32 protein-coding genes are annotated in these 17,924 nt (G+C 68.4%); 29 read left to right on the top strand and 3 right to left on the bottom strand.

The window, feature by feature from the left end:
• Window positions 1-146: 146 nt before the first annotated feature.
• The 4 genes from DT019_RS03395 to DT019_RS03380 all read left to right on the top strand — a co-directional run bounded on the left by DT019_RS03395 (window position 147) and on the right by DT019_RS03380 (window position 4,658).
• On the top strand, window positions 147-1,100 hold the full coding sequence (locus tag DT019_RS03395; RefSeq protein WP_114035053.1) for an ROK family protein: 954 nt from the start codon (window positions 147-149) through the stop codon (window positions 1,098-1,100).
• Window positions 1,101-1,472: 372 nt separating this feature from the next.
• Entirely contained in the window at window positions 1,473-2,768 is a 1,296-nt protein-coding gene (locus DT019_RS03390; RefSeq protein WP_114035052.1) for an ABC transporter substrate-binding protein, read from the top strand.
• 55 nt (window positions 2,769-2,823) lie between these two features.
• Window positions 2,824-3,738 carry a carbohydrate ABC transporter permease gene (locus DT019_RS03385; RefSeq protein ID WP_114035051.1) on the top strand — a complete coding sequence of 305 codons (915 nt, stop codon included), beginning with the start codon at window positions 2,824-2,826 and terminating at the stop codon, window positions 3,736-3,738.
• A complete protein-coding gene (locus tag DT019_RS03380) occupies window positions 3,735-4,658 on the top strand; it encodes a carbohydrate ABC transporter permease (protein ID WP_114035050.1) in 924 nt (307 codons plus the stop codon). Before DT019_RS03385 ends, DT019_RS03380 begins: the two co-directional genes overlap by 4 nt.
• Window positions 4,659-4,671: 13 nt before the next feature.
• Here the strand turns inward: DT019_RS03380 and DT019_RS03375 are convergent, their stop codons facing one another.
• The 3 genes from DT019_RS03375 to DT019_RS03370 all read right to left on the bottom strand — a co-directional run bounded on the left by DT019_RS03375 (window position 4,672) and on the right by DT019_RS03370 (window position 6,921).
• Window positions 4,672-6,111: a tyrosine-type recombinase/integrase gene (locus DT019_RS03375; RefSeq protein ID WP_223279279.1), complete on the bottom strand. Its 1,440-nt coding sequence runs from the start codon at window positions 6,109-6,111 to the stop codon at window positions 4,672-4,674.
• The gene (locus DT019_RS40115) at window positions 6,035-6,346 is read right to left on the bottom strand and encodes a hypothetical protein (protein ID WP_223279278.1); all 312 of its coding nucleotides are present in this window, start codon (window positions 6,344-6,346) and stop codon (window positions 6,035-6,037) included. Before DT019_RS40115 ends, DT019_RS03375 begins: the two co-directional genes overlap by 77 nt.
• 155 nt (window positions 6,347-6,501) lie before the next feature.
• On the bottom strand, window positions 6,502-6,921 hold the full coding sequence (locus DT019_RS03370) for a hypothetical protein (protein WP_114035048.1): 420 nt from the start codon (window positions 6,919-6,921) through the stop codon (window positions 6,502-6,504).
• 530 nt (window positions 6,922-7,451) lie between these two features.
• Here DT019_RS03370 and DT019_RS03360 point away from each other — a divergent pair.
• From DT019_RS03360 to DT019_RS03260, 25 genes are all read left to right on the top strand, one after another.
• Complete coding sequence (locus tag DT019_RS03360; protein WP_189389092.1) at window positions 7,452-7,733, top strand: helix-turn-helix transcriptional regulator; 282 nt, start codon at window positions 7,452-7,454, stop codon at window positions 7,731-7,733.
• An 88-nt stretch (window positions 7,734-7,821) separates the two neighbouring features.
• Window positions 7,822-8,106 (top strand): hypothetical protein, encoded by a 285-nt coding sequence (locus DT019_RS03355; RefSeq protein ID WP_223279277.1) that lies wholly within the window; start codon window positions 7,822-7,824, stop codon window positions 8,104-8,106.
• Window positions 8,103-8,372 (top strand): hypothetical protein, encoded by a 270-nt coding sequence (locus tag DT019_RS03350; protein ID WP_114035044.1) that lies wholly within the window; start codon window positions 8,103-8,105, stop codon window positions 8,370-8,372. Before DT019_RS03355 ends, DT019_RS03350 begins: the two co-directional genes overlap by 4 nt.
• Window positions 8,369-8,782, top strand: a complete 414-nt coding sequence (locus DT019_RS03345) for a hypothetical protein (protein WP_114035043.1) — start codon at window positions 8,369-8,371, stop codon at window positions 8,780-8,782. Before DT019_RS03350 ends, DT019_RS03345 begins: the two co-directional genes overlap by 4 nt.
• Window positions 8,779-9,015, top strand: coding sequence for a hypothetical protein (locus DT019_RS39080; protein WP_147267270.1), 237 nt, complete (start codon window positions 8,779-8,781; stop codon window positions 9,013-9,015). Before DT019_RS03345 ends, DT019_RS39080 begins: the two co-directional genes overlap by 4 nt.
• Complete coding sequence (locus tag DT019_RS39380) at window positions 9,012-9,182, top strand: hypothetical protein (RefSeq protein WP_189389089.1); 171 nt, start codon at window positions 9,012-9,014, stop codon at window positions 9,180-9,182. Before DT019_RS39080 ends, DT019_RS39380 begins: the two co-directional genes overlap by 4 nt.
• Window positions 9,179-9,490, top strand: a complete 312-nt coding sequence (locus tag DT019_RS03340; RefSeq protein WP_147267269.1) for a hypothetical protein — start codon at window positions 9,179-9,181, stop codon at window positions 9,488-9,490. Before DT019_RS39380 ends, DT019_RS03340 begins: the two co-directional genes overlap by 4 nt.
• A complete protein-coding gene (locus DT019_RS03335; protein WP_114035041.1) occupies window positions 9,490-9,729 on the top strand; it encodes a hypothetical protein in 240 nt (79 codons plus the stop codon). Before DT019_RS03340 ends, DT019_RS03335 begins: the two co-directional genes overlap by 1 nt.
• Complete coding sequence (locus DT019_RS03330; protein WP_114035040.1) at window positions 9,726-9,968, top strand: hypothetical protein; 243 nt, start codon at window positions 9,726-9,728, stop codon at window positions 9,966-9,968. The genes DT019_RS03335 and DT019_RS03330 overlap by 4 nt, the downstream gene beginning before the upstream one ends.
• Window positions 9,949-10,461: a hypothetical protein gene (locus tag DT019_RS03325; RefSeq protein WP_147267268.1), complete on the top strand. Its 513-nt coding sequence runs from the start codon at window positions 9,949-9,951 to the stop codon at window positions 10,459-10,461. Before DT019_RS03330 ends, DT019_RS03325 begins: the two co-directional genes overlap by 20 nt.
• Complete coding sequence (locus DT019_RS03320; RefSeq protein WP_147267267.1) at window positions 10,458-10,709, top strand: hypothetical protein; 252 nt, start codon at window positions 10,458-10,460, stop codon at window positions 10,707-10,709. Before DT019_RS03325 ends, DT019_RS03320 begins: the two co-directional genes overlap by 4 nt.
• A 103-nt stretch (window positions 10,710-10,812) precedes the next feature.
• The gene (locus DT019_RS03315) at window positions 10,813-11,049 is read left to right on the top strand and encodes a hypothetical protein (RefSeq protein WP_114035037.1); all 237 of its coding nucleotides are present in this window, start codon (window positions 10,813-10,815) and stop codon (window positions 11,047-11,049) included.
• The gene (locus DT019_RS03310) at window positions 11,046-11,597 is read left to right on the top strand and encodes a DUF3560 domain-containing protein (RefSeq protein ID WP_189389085.1); all 552 of its coding nucleotides are present in this window, start codon (window positions 11,046-11,048) and stop codon (window positions 11,595-11,597) included. Before DT019_RS03315 ends, DT019_RS03310 begins: the two co-directional genes overlap by 4 nt.
• A complete protein-coding gene (locus tag DT019_RS03305; protein WP_114035035.1) occupies window positions 11,587-12,051 on the top strand; it encodes a hypothetical protein in 465 nt (154 codons plus the stop codon). The genes DT019_RS03310 and DT019_RS03305 overlap by 11 nt, the downstream gene beginning before the upstream one ends.
• Window positions 12,048-12,200, top strand: coding sequence for a hypothetical protein (locus DT019_RS39375; protein ID WP_189389083.1), 153 nt, complete (start codon window positions 12,048-12,050; stop codon window positions 12,198-12,200). Before DT019_RS03305 ends, DT019_RS39375 begins: the two co-directional genes overlap by 4 nt.
• Window positions 12,197-12,469 carry a hypothetical protein gene (locus DT019_RS03300; protein WP_114035034.1) on the top strand — a complete coding sequence of 91 codons (273 nt, stop codon included), beginning with the start codon at window positions 12,197-12,199 and terminating at the stop codon, window positions 12,467-12,469. The genes DT019_RS39375 and DT019_RS03300 overlap by 4 nt, the downstream gene beginning before the upstream one ends.
• Entirely contained in the window at window positions 12,466-12,831 is a 366-nt protein-coding gene (locus DT019_RS03295; protein WP_147267266.1) for a hypothetical protein, read from the top strand. The genes DT019_RS03300 and DT019_RS03295 overlap by 4 nt, the downstream gene beginning before the upstream one ends.
• Complete coding sequence (locus DT019_RS03290; RefSeq protein WP_114035032.1) at window positions 12,828-13,382, top strand: hypothetical protein; 555 nt, start codon at window positions 12,828-12,830, stop codon at window positions 13,380-13,382. The genes DT019_RS03295 and DT019_RS03290 overlap by 4 nt, the downstream gene beginning before the upstream one ends.
• Window positions 13,382-14,170, top strand: coding sequence for a DNA-methyltransferase (locus tag DT019_RS03285; RefSeq protein ID WP_114035031.1), 789 nt, complete (start codon window positions 13,382-13,384; stop codon window positions 14,168-14,170). Before DT019_RS03290 ends, DT019_RS03285 begins: the two co-directional genes overlap by 1 nt.
• A 107-nt stretch (window positions 14,171-14,277) precedes the next feature.
• On the top strand, window positions 14,278-14,661 hold the full coding sequence (locus DT019_RS03280; protein ID WP_114035030.1) for a DUF6915 family protein: 384 nt from the start codon (window positions 14,278-14,280) through the stop codon (window positions 14,659-14,661).
• The gene (locus DT019_RS03275; protein ID WP_114035029.1) at window positions 14,658-15,149 is read left to right on the top strand and encodes a hypothetical protein; all 492 of its coding nucleotides are present in this window, start codon (window positions 14,658-14,660) and stop codon (window positions 15,147-15,149) included. Before DT019_RS03280 ends, DT019_RS03275 begins: the two co-directional genes overlap by 4 nt.
• Window positions 15,149-15,322 carry a hypothetical protein gene (locus DT019_RS39370; protein WP_189389080.1) on the top strand — a complete coding sequence of 58 codons (174 nt, stop codon included), beginning with the start codon at window positions 15,149-15,151 and terminating at the stop codon, window positions 15,320-15,322. The genes DT019_RS03275 and DT019_RS39370 overlap by 1 nt, the downstream gene beginning before the upstream one ends.
• 119 nt (window positions 15,323-15,441) lie before the next feature.
• Complete coding sequence (locus DT019_RS03270; protein WP_114035028.1) at window positions 15,442-16,140, top strand: 3'-5' exonuclease; 699 nt, start codon at window positions 15,442-15,444, stop codon at window positions 16,138-16,140.
• Window positions 16,137-17,012 carry a PD-(D/E)XK nuclease-like domain-containing protein gene (locus DT019_RS03265; protein WP_223279276.1) on the top strand — a complete coding sequence of 292 codons (876 nt, stop codon included), beginning with the start codon at window positions 16,137-16,139 and terminating at the stop codon, window positions 17,010-17,012. Before DT019_RS03270 ends, DT019_RS03265 begins: the two co-directional genes overlap by 4 nt.
• Window positions 17,009-17,887 (top strand): hypothetical protein, encoded by an 879-nt coding sequence (locus DT019_RS03260; protein ID WP_114035027.1) that lies wholly within the window; start codon window positions 17,009-17,011, stop codon window positions 17,885-17,887. Before DT019_RS03265 ends, DT019_RS03260 begins: the two co-directional genes overlap by 4 nt.
• Window positions 17,888-17,924: the final 37 nt, after the last annotated feature.

The raw sequence follows: 17,924 nt of genomic DNA, 5'->3' as shown, positions 1-17,924 counted from the left end.
CTGTCGTCGTCGGGAGCCGTCCGGCGCGGTCCGGTGCCATAACGGTGTGTGGCGTCGAGCATAGGCCCTGGACAACGTTGTCACATGCATGGAGACTCTCATCTTGACCTGCTGTTACCCGTCCCTCACCAGGAGATCCGACCTCGATGCACACCGACCTCGTGGCCGCGCTCGACATCGGCGGCACCAAGATCGCCGGAGCCCTGGTGGACGCCGACGGGCGACTTCTCGTCCGGGCGCAGCGGCCGACTCCCGCCCATGAGGACGGCGACACGGTGATGCGCGCGGCCGAGGCGGTCGTCGCCGAGCTGACCGGCTCCCCGCTGTGGCACCGTACGAGCGCGGTCGGCATCGGCAGCGCCGGGCCCGTGGACGCGTCGGCGGGCACGGTCAGTCCCGTCAACATCCCCGGCTGGCGCGGGTTTCCGCTGGTCGAGCGGGTGCGCGCGGCCACCGGCGGGCTCGATGTCGAGCTCGTCGGCGACGGTGTCGCGATGACCGCCGCCGAACACTGGCTCGGTGCGGCGCGCGGCCATGACAACGCGCTGTGCATGGTCGTGTCCACCGGCGTCGGCGGCGGCCTCGTTCTCGGCGGCAAACTTCACCCGGGCCCCACCGGCAACGCGGGCCACATCGGCCACATCAGCGTCGACCTCGACGGCGACGCGTGCCCGTGCGGGGCGCGTGGCTGTGTGGAGCGGATCGCCAGCGGCCCCAACATCGCCCGGCGGGCCCTGGAGGGTGGCTGGCGTCCCGGCCCCGACGGCGACACCTCGGCCGCCGCCGTCGCCGCGGCCGCGCGGCGCGGCGACCCGGTCGCGGTGGCCTCCTTCGAGCGCGCGGCCCAGGCCCTGGCGGCGGGGATCGCCGCGACCGCGACGCTGGTCGAGATCGAGATCGCCGTCATAGGCGGGGGAGTGGCGGGCGCGGGCGACGTCCTGTTCGCCCCCCTGCGCCGGGCGCTGCGCGACTACGCCACGCTCTCCTTCGTGCAGCGCCTCACCGTGGCGCCGGCGCTGATGGGTACGGACGCCGGTCTGGTGGGGGCGGCGGCCGCCGCCTCGGCCCGGCGGGCGGACGCGGCGGCGTTGCTCAAGTGACGACGAACATCCCGTAGCCGTCGGCGGCCCAGCCCCTTCCTCCATCGCTCCGACGTGTCACCACCAGACCGGTACGCCCGGAAGGTGACGCATCGTCACGCCCTCCCGCGCCCGCGCCAGGTGGGACGATTCCGCCCTCCCGTCGACCGTCCGCGCGGGGCGAGCGTTTCCGGTAGGGCTTGTTGAAGTCTGTTGGATGAGAAGCGGTAACGGTTGCTCGGCTTTGCGTCAAAACCCTTGACGACGCCCTGACTTGGGGGTGTGATCCAAGCCTCGCGTTTGGTTGTGTTGGGTTGCACCCCGGAGGAGGGGGACATGGCGCAGTCATCGTTCAACGGTCCTGCAGCGCCCGGCGGCGTGGCGGGACATCGGATGTCCCGGCGGAATCTTCTGCGTGGTGCGGCGATCGGAGCCGGGGCGGTCGCCCTGCCCTCGCTGCTCGCGGCGTGCGGCAGCGGGCCCGGTGGCGACACCAAGACCATCCGGCTGGGGTCGAACTCCTCGGACGCCGTCCCCAAGAAGGCGTTCGCCGACGCGTTCGCGGCGTACGAGAAGCAGTCCAAGGACGGCCGCAAGATCAAGGTCAACACCGTTGACCACAACACGTTCCAGGAGAACATCAACCGCTATCTGCAGGGCAAGCCGGACGACGTCTTCATGTGGTTCGCGGGCTACCGCATGCAGTTCTTCGCCCAGAAGGGTCTGCTGTACGACATCAGCGACCTGTGGCAGGGCTTCCAGGGCTTCTCGGACGCGCTCAAGGCGCAGTCGACCGGCGCGGACGGCAAGCAGTACTTCGTGCCGTACTACTACTACCCGTGGGCGGTCTTCCACCGCGCGAGCCTGTTCACGCAGCACGGGTACACGGCGCCCAAGACCTTCGACCAGTACGTCGAGCTCGCCCAGCAGATGCGGAAGGACAAGCTCGACCCCATCGCGTTCTGCGACAAGGACGGCTGGCCCGCCATGGGCACCTTCGACTACCTCAACATGCGCTCCAACGGGTACGACTTCCACAAGAGCCTGATGGCGGGCAAGGAGGCGTGGACCGACCAGCGGGTCAAGAACGTCTTCGACAGCTGGCGCCGGATCCTGCCCTACTGCCAGCAGGGCGCCAACGGGCGTACCTGGCAGGAGGCGGCGCAGAGCCTGCAGAAGAAGCAGTCCGGCATGGCGGTGTTCGGCCTGCCGCACGTGGGCCAGCAGTTCCCCACCTCGGAGCAGGAGGACATCGCGTTCTTCCCGTTCCCCGTGATGGACCCGCAGTACGGCCAGGACGCGGTGGAGGCGCCCATCGACGGCTTCCTGCTCGCCAAGAACGCCAAGGAGCTGAAGAACAAGCAGTCCATGGAGAGCGCCAAGGACCTGCTCAAGTGGCTCGCCACCCCGAAGGCGGAGGACATCTACCTCGCGGGCGACCCGAACAACATCGCGGTCAACACCGGGGCGGACACGGCCAAGTACACCGCGCTGCAGAAGAAGGCGGTCGAGCTGGTTTCCGGGGCGAAGCAGATCTCGCAGTTCCTGGACCGCGACACCCGCCCCGACTTCGCCTCCACCGTGATGATCCCGGCCATCCAGCAGTTCATCGGCAACCCGAAGGACGTGGACGGGCTCGTCAACGACATCGAGCGGCAGAAGAAGACCATCTTCGCCACCGAGGGCTGAGGGCCCGGCGCTCCTCCAACTGACCGACGCTTGCTTCGACTTGGAGTACTCAGCCGTGGCGTTCATCACCGCGCGGCGCGGTGGACGACGGGGTTCCAGGCGGTTCACCGCCCGCGACCTCGTCGTCCTAGGCGTGCTGCTAGGCCTTCCCGTCCTGCTCGACATCGCCATCGTGTGGGGCCCCACCGTCGCCTCCGTCGTCCTGTCCTTCACCAGCTGGGACGGGATCGGCGACATCACGTGGGTCGGCACGCGGAACTACACCAACCTCTTCACCAACTACCCGCCGTTCTGGCCGGCGGTCCGGCACAACCTGATGTGGCTGGGCGTACTCGGCTTCGTGGCGACGCCGTTCGGGCTGCTGCTCGCCGTCCTCATCGACCGGGGCGTACGCTTCAGCCGCTTCTACCAGTCGACCCTGTACATGCCGGTCGTCCTGTCGCTCGCCGTCGTCGGCTTCATCGCCCAACTGGTCTTCTCCCGCGACCAGGGCGCGCTCAACGCCCTGCTCGGCGACAAGGGCCACCCGACCGACTGGCTCGGCGACCCGAACCTGAACATCTGGATGATCCTGCTGGCCGCCGCCTGGCGGCACACCGGCTACGTGATGATCCTCTACCTCGCCGGACTCAAAGCCGTCGACCCCTCCCTCAAGGAGGCGGCGGCCATCGACGGCGCGACCGAGCGCCAGACCTTCTTCCGGGTCGTCTTCCCGACGCTGCGCCCGGTCAACGTCATCGTCGGCGTCATCACGGTCATCGAGTCGCTGCGCGCCTTCGACATCGTGTACGCCGTCAACCACGGGCGCAACGGCCTCGAAGTGCTCTCGGTGCTCGTCACCGACAACATCATCGGCGAGGCCAGCCGCATCGGCTTCGGCTCGGCGATCGCCGTGGTGCTGCTGACCGTCTCCCTCGGGTTCGTCATCACGTACCTGGTCCAGGAGATCCGAGGGGAGAGGAACCGATGACCACTCACACCGCGCCGGTGCCCACGGCCACCGCCCCGGCGGCGGCCCCCGCCGCCCGACGGCGCCGGGCCCGCCCGGGCCGCCTCGGCGTGCACGCCTTCCTCCTGACGGTCTCGCTCGCCTTCCTCGCGCCGCTGCTGCTCGCCGTCTACGCCTCGCTGCGCCCCTACGAGGAGACCTCGCGCTACGGCTACTTCTCGCTCCCCAAGCACCTCTCCTTCGCGTACTACCAGCAGGCCTTCACCGACTCGGGCATGACGAAGTACTTCGTCAACACCCTGATCATCGCCGTGCCGGGCGTGCTCCTGGTCCTGTTCTTCGCCTCGTTCGTCGCCTTCGCCGTCTCACGGCTCAGACTGCGGGGCTCCATCGTCCTGCTGATGCTGTTCACGGCGGGCAACCTGCTGCCCCAGCAGGTGATCGTGACGCCGCTGTACGTGGTGTTCAACCGCGTCCCGCTGCCGTACTGGATGTCCGACTCGATGACGATGTTCGACTCGTACTGGGCCGTCATCGCCGTCCAGGTGGGCTTCCAGATCGGGTTCTGCGTCTTCGTGCTCGCCAATTTCATGCGCACCCTGCCGCAGGAGATCCTGGAGGCGGCGATCGTCGACGGCGCCGGGGTGTGGACCCAGTTCTGGCGCATCACCCTGCCGCTGTGCCGTCCGGCCCTGGCGGCGCTGGCGACCCTCCAGTTCACCTGGATGTACAACGACTTCCTGTGGGCCCTGGTCTTCATGTCCGACGGCGACAAGCTTCCGATCACGTCGGCCCTGAACAACCTGCGCGGGCAGTTCTTCACGGACTACAACCTGCTGGCGGCGGGCTCGGTGATCGTCGCCCTCCCCACCCTGGTCGTCTTCCTGCTGCTGCAACGGCACTTCATCGCGGGCCTCACACTGGGCTCCAGCAAGGGGTAGAAGGTTCGACCTGCTACGACACGGGGCGCTGGCCGTTGGTCGGCGCCCCGTTGAAGCCGCTCCGAAGAGGGGGTCCGGCGGACTGCTTGGGGACTTTGAACGCCTTCAGCGGCAGCTTTCCAGGGAGCGAAATCAACGCCGAGGGAGAATCCAGGGAGATCTTTTTCAGCTCGGGCTTCGGAGGAGCGAACCAGGCGTCCATCGCCATACGCCCGCGCCCGTCCGCCTCCGGCATGAAGTGCGCGTAGACCCGGAGCGTGATCGCCGCATCCTTGTGGCCGAGCCACTTCGAGACCGCCACGACCGACTCGCGGGCGTCCAACTGCACCGAGGCGTAGGTGTGGCGCAGCGCATGGAAGCCGAACTCGCGGGTGTCCCCGTAGGGGATGTTGCGGGTCTTGGGGTTGTACGGCGGTGCGGGAGGGATGACGCCGGCTGCCGCCAAGGCTTTCTTCCAGTAGTGCTGGTTGAAGGACCACGCTCTGATGGCGTCGCCTTCGAGGTTCGTCACCAGGAGGTTGTGCGTCCGCGGTCTGCGGTCCTCGGTCTCCTTCTTCGTTGTCCCCGGCCGGGGATCGCCCCATGGAAGAGTCACCTTCTGCGGGGGGAACGCCGCTTTGTGGGCACGGATCTGGGCGGCGAGGTATCGAGGCAGCGGGACGGGGCGTTCCTTGCCGGTCTTGGGAGGGGCGAAGACCAGCTTGCCGGCCACCCGCTTGACCTGGCGGCGGACATGAATGAGTTCCGCACTCTCGTCGATGTCGAGGTCGACGTCGAGCGCGAAGGCCTCCCCCTGGCGCAGGCCGGCGCCGACGCCGATGTCCACCAGGATCCGGTAGCGCTCATGGAGCTCGGCCCGCACACTGGCTACGCGCTCGCGGGTCCAGGCGCGCGCCTTCTGCTCGGGGACGACCGGGGCCTTGATGGTCTTGGACTTGCAGGGGTTCCTCGTGATCCTCTCGTCGTCGACGGCGTAGGTGAGGATGTTCGAGAGGTAGCCCCACACGGCAAAGGCAGTGCCGGGTGCGACGGTCTGCTCCAGTGCCTTGACCCAGACGCGCAGCGTCGCGACCTTGATGTCGCGGAGCTTCATCTCCCCGAGCGGCGGCAGGATGTGCGTCCAGACGCGGCCCTTGATGGTCTCCAGCGTTGCCGGGTCGGCCTTGAGAGACGGCCACCAGGCGTCCTCGACGTACTCCCGCAGCAGCATGTTGCCGTCGCGCGGGTCGATGAACTCGCCCTTGGTGGACTCGTGCTGTGCCTTCGCCTTCCAGGCCTCGGCCCCGTGCGGCCCGGTCCGCTTGTCGAAGGACCTTGACCGGACCCCGGGGATGCCGGTGACCTTGTAGCGCTTGCCCTTGCCGTGGAGGGCGGTCTCAACCCGCGTGGGCTTCCCCGTCTTGGGATCTGGCGGGCCCTTCTTGTACCACCGGTCCTCGATGTAGCCGGGCAACGGTGCCCCCCTCACGTGGGTCCTCGGGCGAGTCCATAGAGACGATCTCGCCCTTCCAGAGCTGGAACCATTGTGCTCCGGCGAGGAGCTCCTCCAGGACAGGGTTGAGAGCCTGGGCGATGTCCTCGACGGGGGTGTTGCGATCGAGCCGGATCCGGACCTTGCCGCGCGTTTCCTCGACGTCGACCGGCATCTCGGGGTCGAGGTCCGCAGCTTCATAGATGACGCGCAGCATGAGCCCTCCCGTTGCTCAGTGCACTTGGTGGCGGATGGCCGGAAGTGCACGGGTGTGGAAGGTTACGACTGTCGTTAAGGCTTCGACAATCGGTTGCGCGAAATGTCTACCGAGCGAAGATGTCGATCAACGCCTGTGGAGGGTGGGGGAGTTGTTTACTCCTCGCGCTGTGCGCGTTCGTCCGCCTCGATCATTGCGCGCCAACGGCGCAGCTCGGACTTCGACTTCCCTGCGAGGTGCCCGACGATGATGCGGACCTCCTCGTCGTAGCCGGCGAGCTCGGTGGCTTCGTAGGCGAGCCACTGCTCGGCTGCGGCTTCCTTGACCCGTCGGACCGGGCTGCCGAGGGCGTTCGCGATCGCTTCGAGCTGCTCGGGGTTCGGCGGGCTGACGGGCGGGGTCTTCACGAGCTTCTGGAAGTACTGCTTGGTCAGGGGGGTGACACGCGATGCCTTGTCGGCCATCTGCTGATAGGAGATACCGGAGTCGTTGGCGTTCTGGACCAGGCGCGAGAGGGCGCCCATGGGGGAGGCGTTGGCGGCGCCGGGGGCAGGGGCGCTAGCCGGTGCCGTCATGTCCTCATCCTCTCGGGTCACAGTGGGTACCGACTGTCTCTCTAGATTCGATGTTGTTCCGGCAAACTAGCAGGTCAATCCGTACAACCATCCCCGCTCGGGGACGAAACGTCTACAGATCAATGCTAGCCAGATGGCTTGTTGGCTGAAACGTAGGATTCGGTCGTCCCAAATCTGTTGACGAAGTGTCCTAGTCGCGGTTAACTGGTCTTAGTCAAAGCAACTCCGCACCGCTGGAGATCCATTGGCCTTGCGCTACATCCTCAGAGACCGCGAAATCCTCAGATGGATCATGGATCACCCAGGTCGCGGCGCCCCTTACTCGATCAGAACCCTGTCTGACGCGACAGGTGTCTCCCGCTCCCAGCTGGGGCGCCTGCTCAGTGGCGACAGGGAAGCACTGAGCGCGGACGAGGCCCACAGCGTCACGGAGGCCCTCGGGGTCGCCGTACTGGTCCTCTTCGCGCCACCGCCGTCCCCGTGGCGGGACGAATCGTCAACAGATTGAACGAACAGGAAGGAGGCACCCAGTGCCGAAACCCCGGCGAACCCCCCAGCCGCCCCCGCCCGGCTTCGTGTGGATCGACAAGGCCGTCGAACTCACCGGACTCGCCAAGAGCACGCTCTACAAGTACCGCCAGCGAGGCGCCGCGCCCCAGTCGGTGACGATCGCCCGCAAGGTCGCCTACCGGCTCACCGTCATCGACGAGTACCTCGACAACCTCGACAGCCCACACGCGGAGCCGAGCGTCGAGAGCCGGCCTCCCGAGCCGCGCAAGCCCCGCAAGCGCCGGGTCTCAGCCGTGAAGTAGCGGCTATGCGGGCCGCCGCCGGGCTCTGACCTCCGACGGACGGCCCTGGAACCACACCTCAGAACCCTGCAGAACAGGAGCGTGGACCGTGTCCACATTCTCTCAGAACCCTGATCCAACAACCACGTTCGACGAGATCACCCGTGGCGTTCCGATGCCGTCGCCTTGGCAGGCGGTGTGGAACGAGGCCGAGGAGCTGCTGTACGCGACGCGGCCGGAGGGCTTCGACGTCGAGGAGATCGGCCGGGTGGCGTTCGACTGCCTGCCGGAGTCGGAGAAGGAGGAGGCGCTCGACGCCCTCTTCTACACGTACTGGGCGGCAGCCCAGGCGGACCGCGAGACCCGCGCCGCGATCGACGGCGGTGGACGATGAGCATCTCGACCACGCCCGAGTTCAAGCAGCTGGTCATGGCCCTCGACGAGCGCATCCCCGCCGAGGCGGCATCCGATCTGCTGCACGCCTTCTACGAGGCGGTGCGCACGGAGACCCGCAGGCAGGTCGCCGCTGATTTCGAACTCGTCGGCAGGCGCCAGGAGTCGCTCACGTGGGGTCAGGCCGTGATGGTCGCCCGTGAGGGCCTGTGCCAGTGCCAGGGCGGCAGCGTTCCGTGCCCGAAGCCCGAGGCAGGTGCGCGATGACCGCCCGGGAAAGGCTGCTGAGCTACGCGCTGTCGGCCACGCCGAACGAGGTCACGATCGCCAAGTGCGAGGAGCTGGCGGACGACCTCCGTGCCGAGGTCCGTGCCGAGGTCGCCGCCGACGTCCACTGCGCCGAGCTGCCGACCTTCCCGGCCGGGGAGCGGCCCGAGCTGGTTGCGAAGATCGTGCGAGCCGTCGATGTCCACGTAGCCCAGTGGGGAGCGGAAGCCCCCTACGGAGTCGCCGCGGTGAGCGACGCGCGTATCGATGCCCTGCGTGAGGCGAGCACTTGCCTGACGCGCATGGCGGAGTCGGCACCCGAGCGCCTGAAGCCCGGTCTGAATCATGCGGCCGGTGTGCTGCTGGACATGGTCACCGGCCGGGACAAGTCCGCCGGGGGTGCGTCATGACGAGTCGTGACCCGCTGGCTTGGCGTTCCGAGTTGGAGCCTGCCGAGCGCCGGAATCTGGTGAGTGAGCTGGCTGGTGCGCTGCTCGGCTACTGGCACAGCGACCCGGACGACACGGTTCTGGATCGGGTCGCCGAAGTCATCGGCGAGTGGCAGGCCTTGGCGGCAACGCCGGACCGGATCCGCCCCGGCGACATCATCACCCTTCGCAACTTCGAAGGCGGTGCGTCATGAGCCTCCCTGGATGCGACTGCGGCGCGTGCTGTGAGGCGTGCGGCCACGAGTCGAACTGCACGCGGTACGCCTCGAAGCCCCTGTCGACGGTCGACGCGTCGAGCGTCACCCCGCAGCCGGGCTCGTTCCTGGAGTTCCTGCTCACGGACGGGGGGTGGGCGTCATGACCGAGCCCCTGACAGCGGAGCGTATCTCCGAGATCAAGAGCCTTCTGCGGTACGAGACTTCGATCTCGTTCCACAGCGCGCGGGCCAAGGAGTCGATGCTCCTGCTCGTCGCCGAGGTCGAACGCCTGCGGGCCGAGTTGGCTCGCCCGGCGATCGAGGCCGAGCGCTGCAGGGTCCGCGATGTGCTGAGCACGGCGGCCGCCGAAGCGCGCGATGACCGCGACTTCGAAGGTGAAGCCGAACTCGGCCTGCGACTGCGCGCCTACGAGGCGAAGTGGGCTGCTGAGGACGCCGGGAGGGCCGAGTGATGACAACTCCCACGAACCCGATCGAGCGCCTGGACGTGCCGCTGGCTCGTCTCGACGCGGACGTAAAGGCCCTGGTCGCCCGGCAGCGGGCGCGGCAGGTGCTGGAGACGGCGCTCACCAAGACCGCCAGCGAATCGGACCGGATCGCCTACGCCGGCGACCTGTTCCTGATCGCTCACCCGGAGGCGTGCTCCACCGACGCCGACTATCCGAACTGGCAGCCCGGGAGGGCGTCATGAACCGTACTCGCCCCACTGGCCCTATTGCGTTCGCGCTGGGTGGCGACAGCGTCACCGCCTCGTACAGCATCGCGCCGAGCCCCTACGCCATCCTGCACGTCGGCAGTGCGCTGACGTTGCACGCGACGCCCGGCGTCGCCGACCCGGCCGTGCTGCGGGACCTCGCCGCGAAAGCGTCGGAGATCGCGAACTGGCTGGAGCAGGACAGCGTCGAGGCCGGTGAGCTCGATGCTGCGTGAACTAGTGCCCCCCGCCGAGAAGGTCGAGCAGGCCCTCATCGCCGTCGACGTCGACTACCTGACCGTGTACGGCCCCGACATGAAGGCCTGGTCGAAGGGCGTGCGCGGCGAATACCTGGAGCTCGCCGCCTCCCGTCGGCGCGTGGTCCGCGAGAGTCACCCGGCCCATCCGCGTAAGTCGTCGGCGGGCCGGCGCCGTCGGCATCAGAAGCAGCTGGCTTGGCGTATCGGCCGCCTGGTTCCGGGCGCCCGCATCGTGCTCGTCACTCCGGTGCTGGGTGCGGACGGGAATGACCGGCTGGTCGTAACGGTCGCCCGCAACGCGTGGGGCAAGCGGATCCTGCTCCGCACTGATGCCCAGCGGCAGGTCGTCCACTGGCTTCAGGGGGCTTTCCCTGAGGCGGACTGGACGCAGGCGCAGACGTGGCGTGCGGACACGAATGAAGTGACGCCCTGGGACCCTCCGCACGCGCTGAGGCGGTGGGGGTGGTGAACCCGTCAAGCCGTTTCCTCGGCTGGATCGTCCGGGGCATTCCGCTCGGCAGGTTCGAACCCAAGCAGCTGCGGGCGGCGGCGGTGCATGTCGCCGACCGGGTTGCCGCCCGGCATCCGCATGACCTGGATGCGGTGATGCCGCATCTCGCCGGCCGCCTGGTCGCCAAGGACCCGGCCGTGGCCGACGAACTGCTCGAACTCCTCGACGTGCTGGGGCTGACGCCGGAGAGGCAGGAAGCCGCATGACCCGTTTCGCCGCCCACGCCGCTGCCGCCATGGCCGTCTGCTTCACCTTCTCCGCCGCCTGTTTCTGGGCAGGCCACCGCATCCGCACAAGGGGGAACTGACCGTGCCTACCTACCGCTTCACCGAGTATCCGCTGACCGAGAAGAAGTCCGTTCCGTGCACCGTCTGCGGCAAGAAGGTCCGCCGCCAGCGCACCTTCTCCCAGACCCTCAACCCGTTCAACAAGAACGAGGACGGCAGCGTCAAGACCGTCCCCGACATCTACCGGGCCTTGCGCGTGCAGGCCGACGCATGGAAGGCCGAGCCGGAGACGCACCCCGGATGCGAGGCCGCGTCATGACGACCGAAGACGACGCCCGGCGGGCCCGGGAACGTGCCGACGCGCTGAAGGCCAAGGCGGACAAGCTGACGGCCGACGCTGAACGGCGCACCGAGCGCGCGTCCGCCATGTACGGCCGGTTCGCTGGCGGTCAGCCGCTCCTCAGGGGCCACCACTCGTACCGCAGCGCACGCCGCGACAAGGACCGCGCCGACGCGGCCTCGGACCGCGCCATTGACGCCTACAAGGCGGCCGAGCGTGCCCAGGCGGAAGCGAAGTGGGCCAAGGCGAAGGCCGAGGCGCGAACCAAGATTGCCGACACTGTCGCTACTCGGTCCCGTTCGTGGGAGCCCGGCGACTTCCAGGTCGGCGACATCGTCACCGTCCGCGTCTTCGAGACGAGCACCAGCACCTACCGGGTCAAGAGGGTCAACAAGAAGACGCTGACCCTCGACGGCGGCGGGGGCGGCTGGGACGACCCGAAGCGCGAGTACAACCGCGTCCTGTCCCGCACCCGTGACGGCGTGACCATCACCGACCCCGAGGCCGGTGAGCGCGATGACGACTGACCTCAACGCGACGGACACCGTGGGTTTGACCGCCGAGGGACGCCAGCAGCTCCGCGTCATGCTCGGTCCGAACCAGACCGTCCCCAAGACGGCTCTGCTGTTCGACTTCGCCCAGTCCATCCGTGACATCCGCGAGCACCAGCAGAGCGCCCCGACCGGCGAGAACCTGTTCGCCGCGAACCTCCACGGCTGGATGGGCGAGCGGGCCCGCTGGATCCTCGCCTACCTCGTCGAAGTCGACGAGCAGCGCGAGCGTGCCGTCGCCCACGACCGGCAGCCGTACCCGACCGCCGACGCCTACGAGCAGGCCTGCAAGGCCATGTGGGCGCACAAGGAGCGCGCCGACAAGGCCGAGGCGCACGTCCGCGAACTGCTGGCCATGAACGCCACGTTGGAGCGGGCCCTCGGTATCCCGGACGAGCCGCCCGACGACGACGAGTGGGTGACCGCATGACCGCCGGTTGGGCCGCCTTCACCTTCCTGGTGACCGCCTACACGATCCTCGCGGCCCTCATCTGCCACCAGGCCGTCAGCAACCGGCGGACGCGGCAGCAGGCCGCCGCCCGCACCCGCATCCCGCACCAACGCCAGGGGGACCAGTGAACGACCACGACGAGCACGACTACGAGCAGTACGCCGGCGAAGAGCGCGAGTACCCCACGGCCGCCGAGGAGACGGCCTACGAGATCGCCCTCGACTTCGCTGATGAGGAACGGCATGCGGCCGAGGAGGCCCAGGTCTCCAGCGCCGAGCCGGACGACGACGGCGACGAATGCCACGCCGAGTTCATCGACGGGTCGTGGACCTACTGCGGCTGCGACGAATGCGACGAGCGCGAAACCCGCGACGGCAACGAGGTGGAGCCGTGGTGACCATGACGAAGGCCCCCGAAGTCCTGCTCGCCGACGTCGTCGACAAGGCGTATGACGTGATCGACGCCAACGGCTACTGCAAGACCTACCTGTACGACACCAAGCAGGCCGCTGGCGGCACGTCGCTGAAGGACTGCCGGGTGGACCTGTTCGGCGCCATCAACATCGCGGTGCATGGAACCCCGCGCTGGGTCGGCGGCAGCAACCTCGTCGCCGACACCGAGAAGGCCGTCACCACGGACTGCGGCGCGGTGTCCCTCGCCGCCTGGATGACGCAGAAAGGCCACAACAAGCGCGAAGCCCTCGCCCTGCTCAAGCGGACGTCGGCACGGCTGCGCCTGCAGGCGGTGACGAAGGCATGACGATCACCCTCCCGTGGCAGGGCACCGGCAACTACACCGTCGAGGGCAGGCTGCGTCGCACCGAGCGCCACCTCGCCGAGGTCCGGGCCGACAACGCGTGGCTCCTCGCGGTCAAGGCCGCAACCGACGACTACTTCACTCGACTCGTCGCAGACCGCGACGACGTGTACGACGCCTACAAGCAGATGGCCAAGCGCGCCGCCGACAGCGAGATCGTCGCCTCTTGCGCCCAGTCCGAACTCGAAACCGTAACTGCGGACCGGGAGCGGCTGGAAACCGAAGTCCGCGCGCTGCGGGCACAGATCGCAAACCTAACCGCGGTCACGGTCCCGGCCTGGCACCGCGACATCGACCCCGGCGACCACCCGACCGAGCCGACCGGCATCGACGTCCGGGACCTCAGGACCCGGTTTGCCACCGGGCCGGTCGTCAGCCTCCACTACTCGCCGCAGGCCGTCAGCCCCACGCACGTCCCCGCGCTGGCCGCGCTGGACACCGACACGGTCGCGCTGCCCGTCCTCGCCGACCAGCTCGCACAGGGGGTGTCGTGATGGAGCCGTACTACGCGGACGATCAAGTCACGCTGTACCTCGGCGACATGCGGGAGGTTCTGCCCGCGCTCGACCTCAAAGCCGATCTTGTGGTGGCAGATCCACCGTATGCCGAGACCAGCCTGGCCTGGGATCGGTGGCCGGACGGCTGGCCCACCCTCGCCGCGACCGTCGCCTCGTCGATGTGGTGCTTCGGGTCGATGCGCATGTTCCTCGACCGGCGCGACCAGTTTGACGGCTGGAAGCTCAGCCAGGACATCGTCGGTCACGACGAGGACGGCCAGCCGGTCGTCGGTGATGTGAACGTCGTCTGGGAGAAGCAGAACGGCTCAGCATTCCAGAACGACCGATTCAAGCGCGTCCACGAGCACGCTCTGCACTGGTATCAGGGCGCGTGGAGGGACCAGCGTCACCAGACCCCTCGCGAAAGGGTCTACGACCCGAGTGACAAGTACGAACGCCGCAACGTCACTTCCGGGATCGACCACACCGGGAAGATCGGCCCGCACAACCACGTGCGGGACGGCAAACGGCTGTTGAGGTCCGTCCTCAAGGTCCGCAACATGCACGGCCGGAATATCCATCCGGACGAAAAGCCCCTCGGCCTTCTGGATCCAATGATCAAGTACGCGTGCCCCGAGGGCGGTCTGGTCGTCGATCCGTTCGCTGGCAGCGGCAGCACGTTGGACGCCGCACGCCAGGCCGGACGACGTGCGGTCGGCATCGAGGCTCACGAACCGTATGCCGAGGCCGCCGCGCTCCGGCTGTCCGCGCTGGTCCTCACCTAGACCCGCCGGCGGGTGTCGACTCCGCGTCCGCCCGCCGGCGACGACCACCGCCCCGCCCGAGGCGAATTCGGGCGGGGCTCACCATCCAGAACTCCAGGAGCAGCACCGTGAATTCCTGGCACCACGCACAGTCCTCAGCCCGCAAGTGGGGCGGTGAACCCGACATCTACCTGCCCGTCCACGAGTTCATCGACAGCTCGAAACGGATCATCGGCGACGTCCGGCACCGCTCTCTCTATCACCACACCGAGGGCGTCTGGCTCTGCCAGCGAATCTTCGGCGTGACGCTCGACATCCCCAAAGCTCGCAGCACCGTCCAGGTGCCCGTCCGCCTCATCGCCGAGCAGCACGTCCTCGAAGACCTCGGCTGGCTTCCCAGCCCTGCGGACTACATCGACGGCATGCCCATCAAACAGTGGATGTCCGGCAGCCAGCGCAAGACCGTCCCCCTCTCCCATCTGCTCCTCGACGCCGCTGGAGGCACTCGATGACGAACCGAAATTTCCTCGGCATCCCCGTTGAGGGCGACTACACCGCAGGCTCAACCCGCACTGAGCAGAAGCCGATCGAGGAGCTCCAGCCGATCCTGCAGGCCGTCCTCGACGACCCCACGATCATCGAGTTCGGCTGGCGCCAGTACACGCCGTACTTCAATGACGGCGACCCCTGCGAATTCAGCGTCTACGGGACCTGGGTCCGCACTGCAGAGGACGCGGACACCGACGACGAGTACGAGCTTGAAGTCGACTCGCACCGCTCCCTCGGCAAGCGTCCGTATCGCAAGGACCCTGAGACAGGGGAGTACGGCTTCCTGCCCTACGAGGGGCCCGACGAAGCTCGCTACGACCGGTGCAGGGCACTGAGCGGAGCCGTCGAAGGCGGCCACTTCGAGACTGTCCTCCTCGACGCCTTCGGCGACCACGCCACGATCACCGTCCGCCGGGACGGCATCCACGTCGACTTCTACGAGCACGACTGATGGCCCGTTTCCTGCTCGGTCTGCTGGCCGGCGTCGCAGCCGCAGCCCTCGTGTGGGCGGTCTGCCACCACGTCGGCTGGGCCCTGCTGATCGGCCTGTGTGTCGCCGTCCTCGCCTGGGTCGGCCACCGCATCATCCCCGACCTGATCGACACCATCGGCGACTTCTTCTAGGCCAACCTGACCGCCGCGTCGAGCCGCCCCCGGGCTCCGCGGCAGCCGAGGGCCGCCGCCCCCGTCACCCCCTGCGGGACGCGGCGGCCCCGGCACCCCACACCCGAAAGGCACGCCACATGAGCACCGAGAACCCGCCGAGCGCCCTCAGGCCTCTGGCGTTCATCGACACCGAGACCACCGGCCTTGACCCGTTCCTCCACGACCCGTGGGAGATCGCCGTCATCCTGCGGGTCGACGGGCACGACGCCGAGCACGTTTACCGGATCCTTCCCGACATCACCGAAGCGGACCCGGAAGCCCTCAAGATCAACCGCTACTTCGAGCGGGTCCAGGCTGGCGGCTGGCAGTGGGACGACCCGAAAACCGCAGTCCATCGCCTGTACGCACTGCTTAACGGGGCGGTCGTCATCGGATCCAACCCGGCCTTCGACGCGGAGATGTTGGCGCACCTCTTCGGCCTGTACTACGAGCAGCCCCGGCCCTGGCACTACCGCACCATCGACGTCGCCACCCTCGCTGTCGGCTCCCTGTACGGGCGCGCCGCCGAGTGGACGAGGAAGGACTGCGACGCCGACTGGTACCGCAAGGTCAACGAGGCAGTCGGCTGGCCGTGGAAGTCCTACGACGCCTCCCGGCACGTCGAAGTCGAACCGCCGGCCGCCGGTTCCGCACACACCGCGCTCGGCGACGCCCGCTGGGCCCGCGACGTGTACGACGCCGTCACCCAGCCCGACGCCTTCTACGCCGCCAGTGATGAACAGCTCTCGCAGATGGCCGGTGACGCCCTCACACGCTTCCACGGCGGTGACCGGTGACCGCGCCCACCGAGACGACGGAGCCCGTCACCGAGCCCGGCGCTTACACCATGACCGCCGAGCGGTACCACGCCGACCCGGTCCCCGGCGGCAGCCTGTCCTCGACCGGAGCCCGCCGCCTCCTCGCCCCCTCCTGCCCGGCCCTGTTCCGCCACCACCTCGACCACGGGCAGCCACCGAAGCGGGAGTTCGACCTCGGCACCGCCGCCCACGCCGTCGTCCTGAACGACGGGCCGGTCATCGAAGTCATCGACGCCGACAACTACACGACGAAATCCGCACGGGCACAGCGCGACGCAGCCCGAGCCGAAGGCCTCGTCCCCCTCCTGGCCGCCGAGCACGAACAGGTCCAGGCGATGGCCGACGCGCTGCGCAACCACACCGTTGCCGGGCAGCTGTTCGCCCCCGGGACTGGCATCGCCGAACAGTCCCTGTTCTGGCAGGACCGCCCGACCGGAGTGTGGCGCCGGGCCCGTCCGGACTGGCTTCCCGTCCCGGCCGGACGGCGGATCGTCGTCGACTACAAGACCGCCCGCGACGTCAGCCCCGACGCCATCCAGAAAGCCGTCTACGAGCACGGCTACCACCAGCAGGCCGCCTGGTACCTCGACGGCATCAAAGCCCTCGGCATGGCCGGAGACTCCGAGCCCGCGTTCGTCTTCGTGTTCCAGGCCAAGGCCGCCCCGTACCTGGTGACCGTCGTCGAACTCGACTCGATCGCCCTGGCGATCGGCGCCGCCCGCAACCGGCGCGCCATCCAGCTCTACGCCGAGTGCACCGCCACCGGCCACTGGCCCGCCTACGACGACGGCATCGCCTACCTGCCCCTGCCCGCCTGGGCCGAAATCCGCGACAAAGAGGAGTACCTGTGAACCAGCCCGTCCAACTCCCGTCCAACAGCGCCCCGGCGCGCATCGGACAGGGCACCGCCGTCGAACAGTCCCGCGCCATCGCCGAAGTGCAGGCCGCGATCGTGGTCGCCCAGCAGTGCCCCCGCGACGTGCCGGCCGCCGTCGCCGCGATGCGCACCGCCTGCGAACAGAAGGCCCTCGCCGACCGGGCGTTCTTCCGCTACTCCCGCGGCGGCTCCAACGTCTCCGGCCCCACCGTGCACCTCGCCCGGGAGATCGCCCTCGCCTGGGGCAACATCCAGTACGGGCTCGTGGAAATGCGACGCGACGACGAGTTCGGCCAGTCCGAGATGCAGGCCTTCGCCTGGGACGTCGAACGCAACGCCCGGAACTCCTCCACCTTCATCGTCCCGCACAAGAGGGACGTCAAGGGCGGCCCCAAGGCTCTCGTCGACCTGCGCGACATCTACGAGAACAACGCCAACAACGGCGCCCGCCGCGTCCGGGAGGCCATCTTTGCGGTCCTGCCGCTCTGGTACGTCGAGCAGGCCAAGGACATCTGCAACAACACCCTCGCCAAGGGCGGCGGCGTCCCGCTGCCGACCCGCATCGCCGACGCCATCAAGGCCTTCGACGGGCTCGGCATCAACGTCGACCGCATCGAGAGCAAGCTCGGCCGCCCGCAAGGCAAGTGGACCGACCACGACCTCGCCCAGCTCCAGGTGATCTACCAGTCGATCCAGCGCGGCGAAGTGTCTCGCGACGAGGAGTTCCCGCCCGAGCGGGTCACCGCCGCCGACCTCGTCGGCAACAAGGCCAAGCCCGTCACCGACGACACCTGGACCGCCGACGGCGCGCAGGACTGGCCCGCCGTCGCCGAAGTCCCCACCCCGTAACCGCCTTCGGGGACGTCGCGGCCCGAACCTACGGCAG

The organism is Streptomyces sp. SDr-06 (genome assembly GCF_003324565.1).
GTDB lineage: Bacteria > Actinomycetota > Actinomycetes > Streptomycetales > Streptomycetaceae > Streptomyces.
Note: the sequence above shows the minus strand (reverse complement) of the source record. Positions and strands in the feature narration are given on the sequence as shown.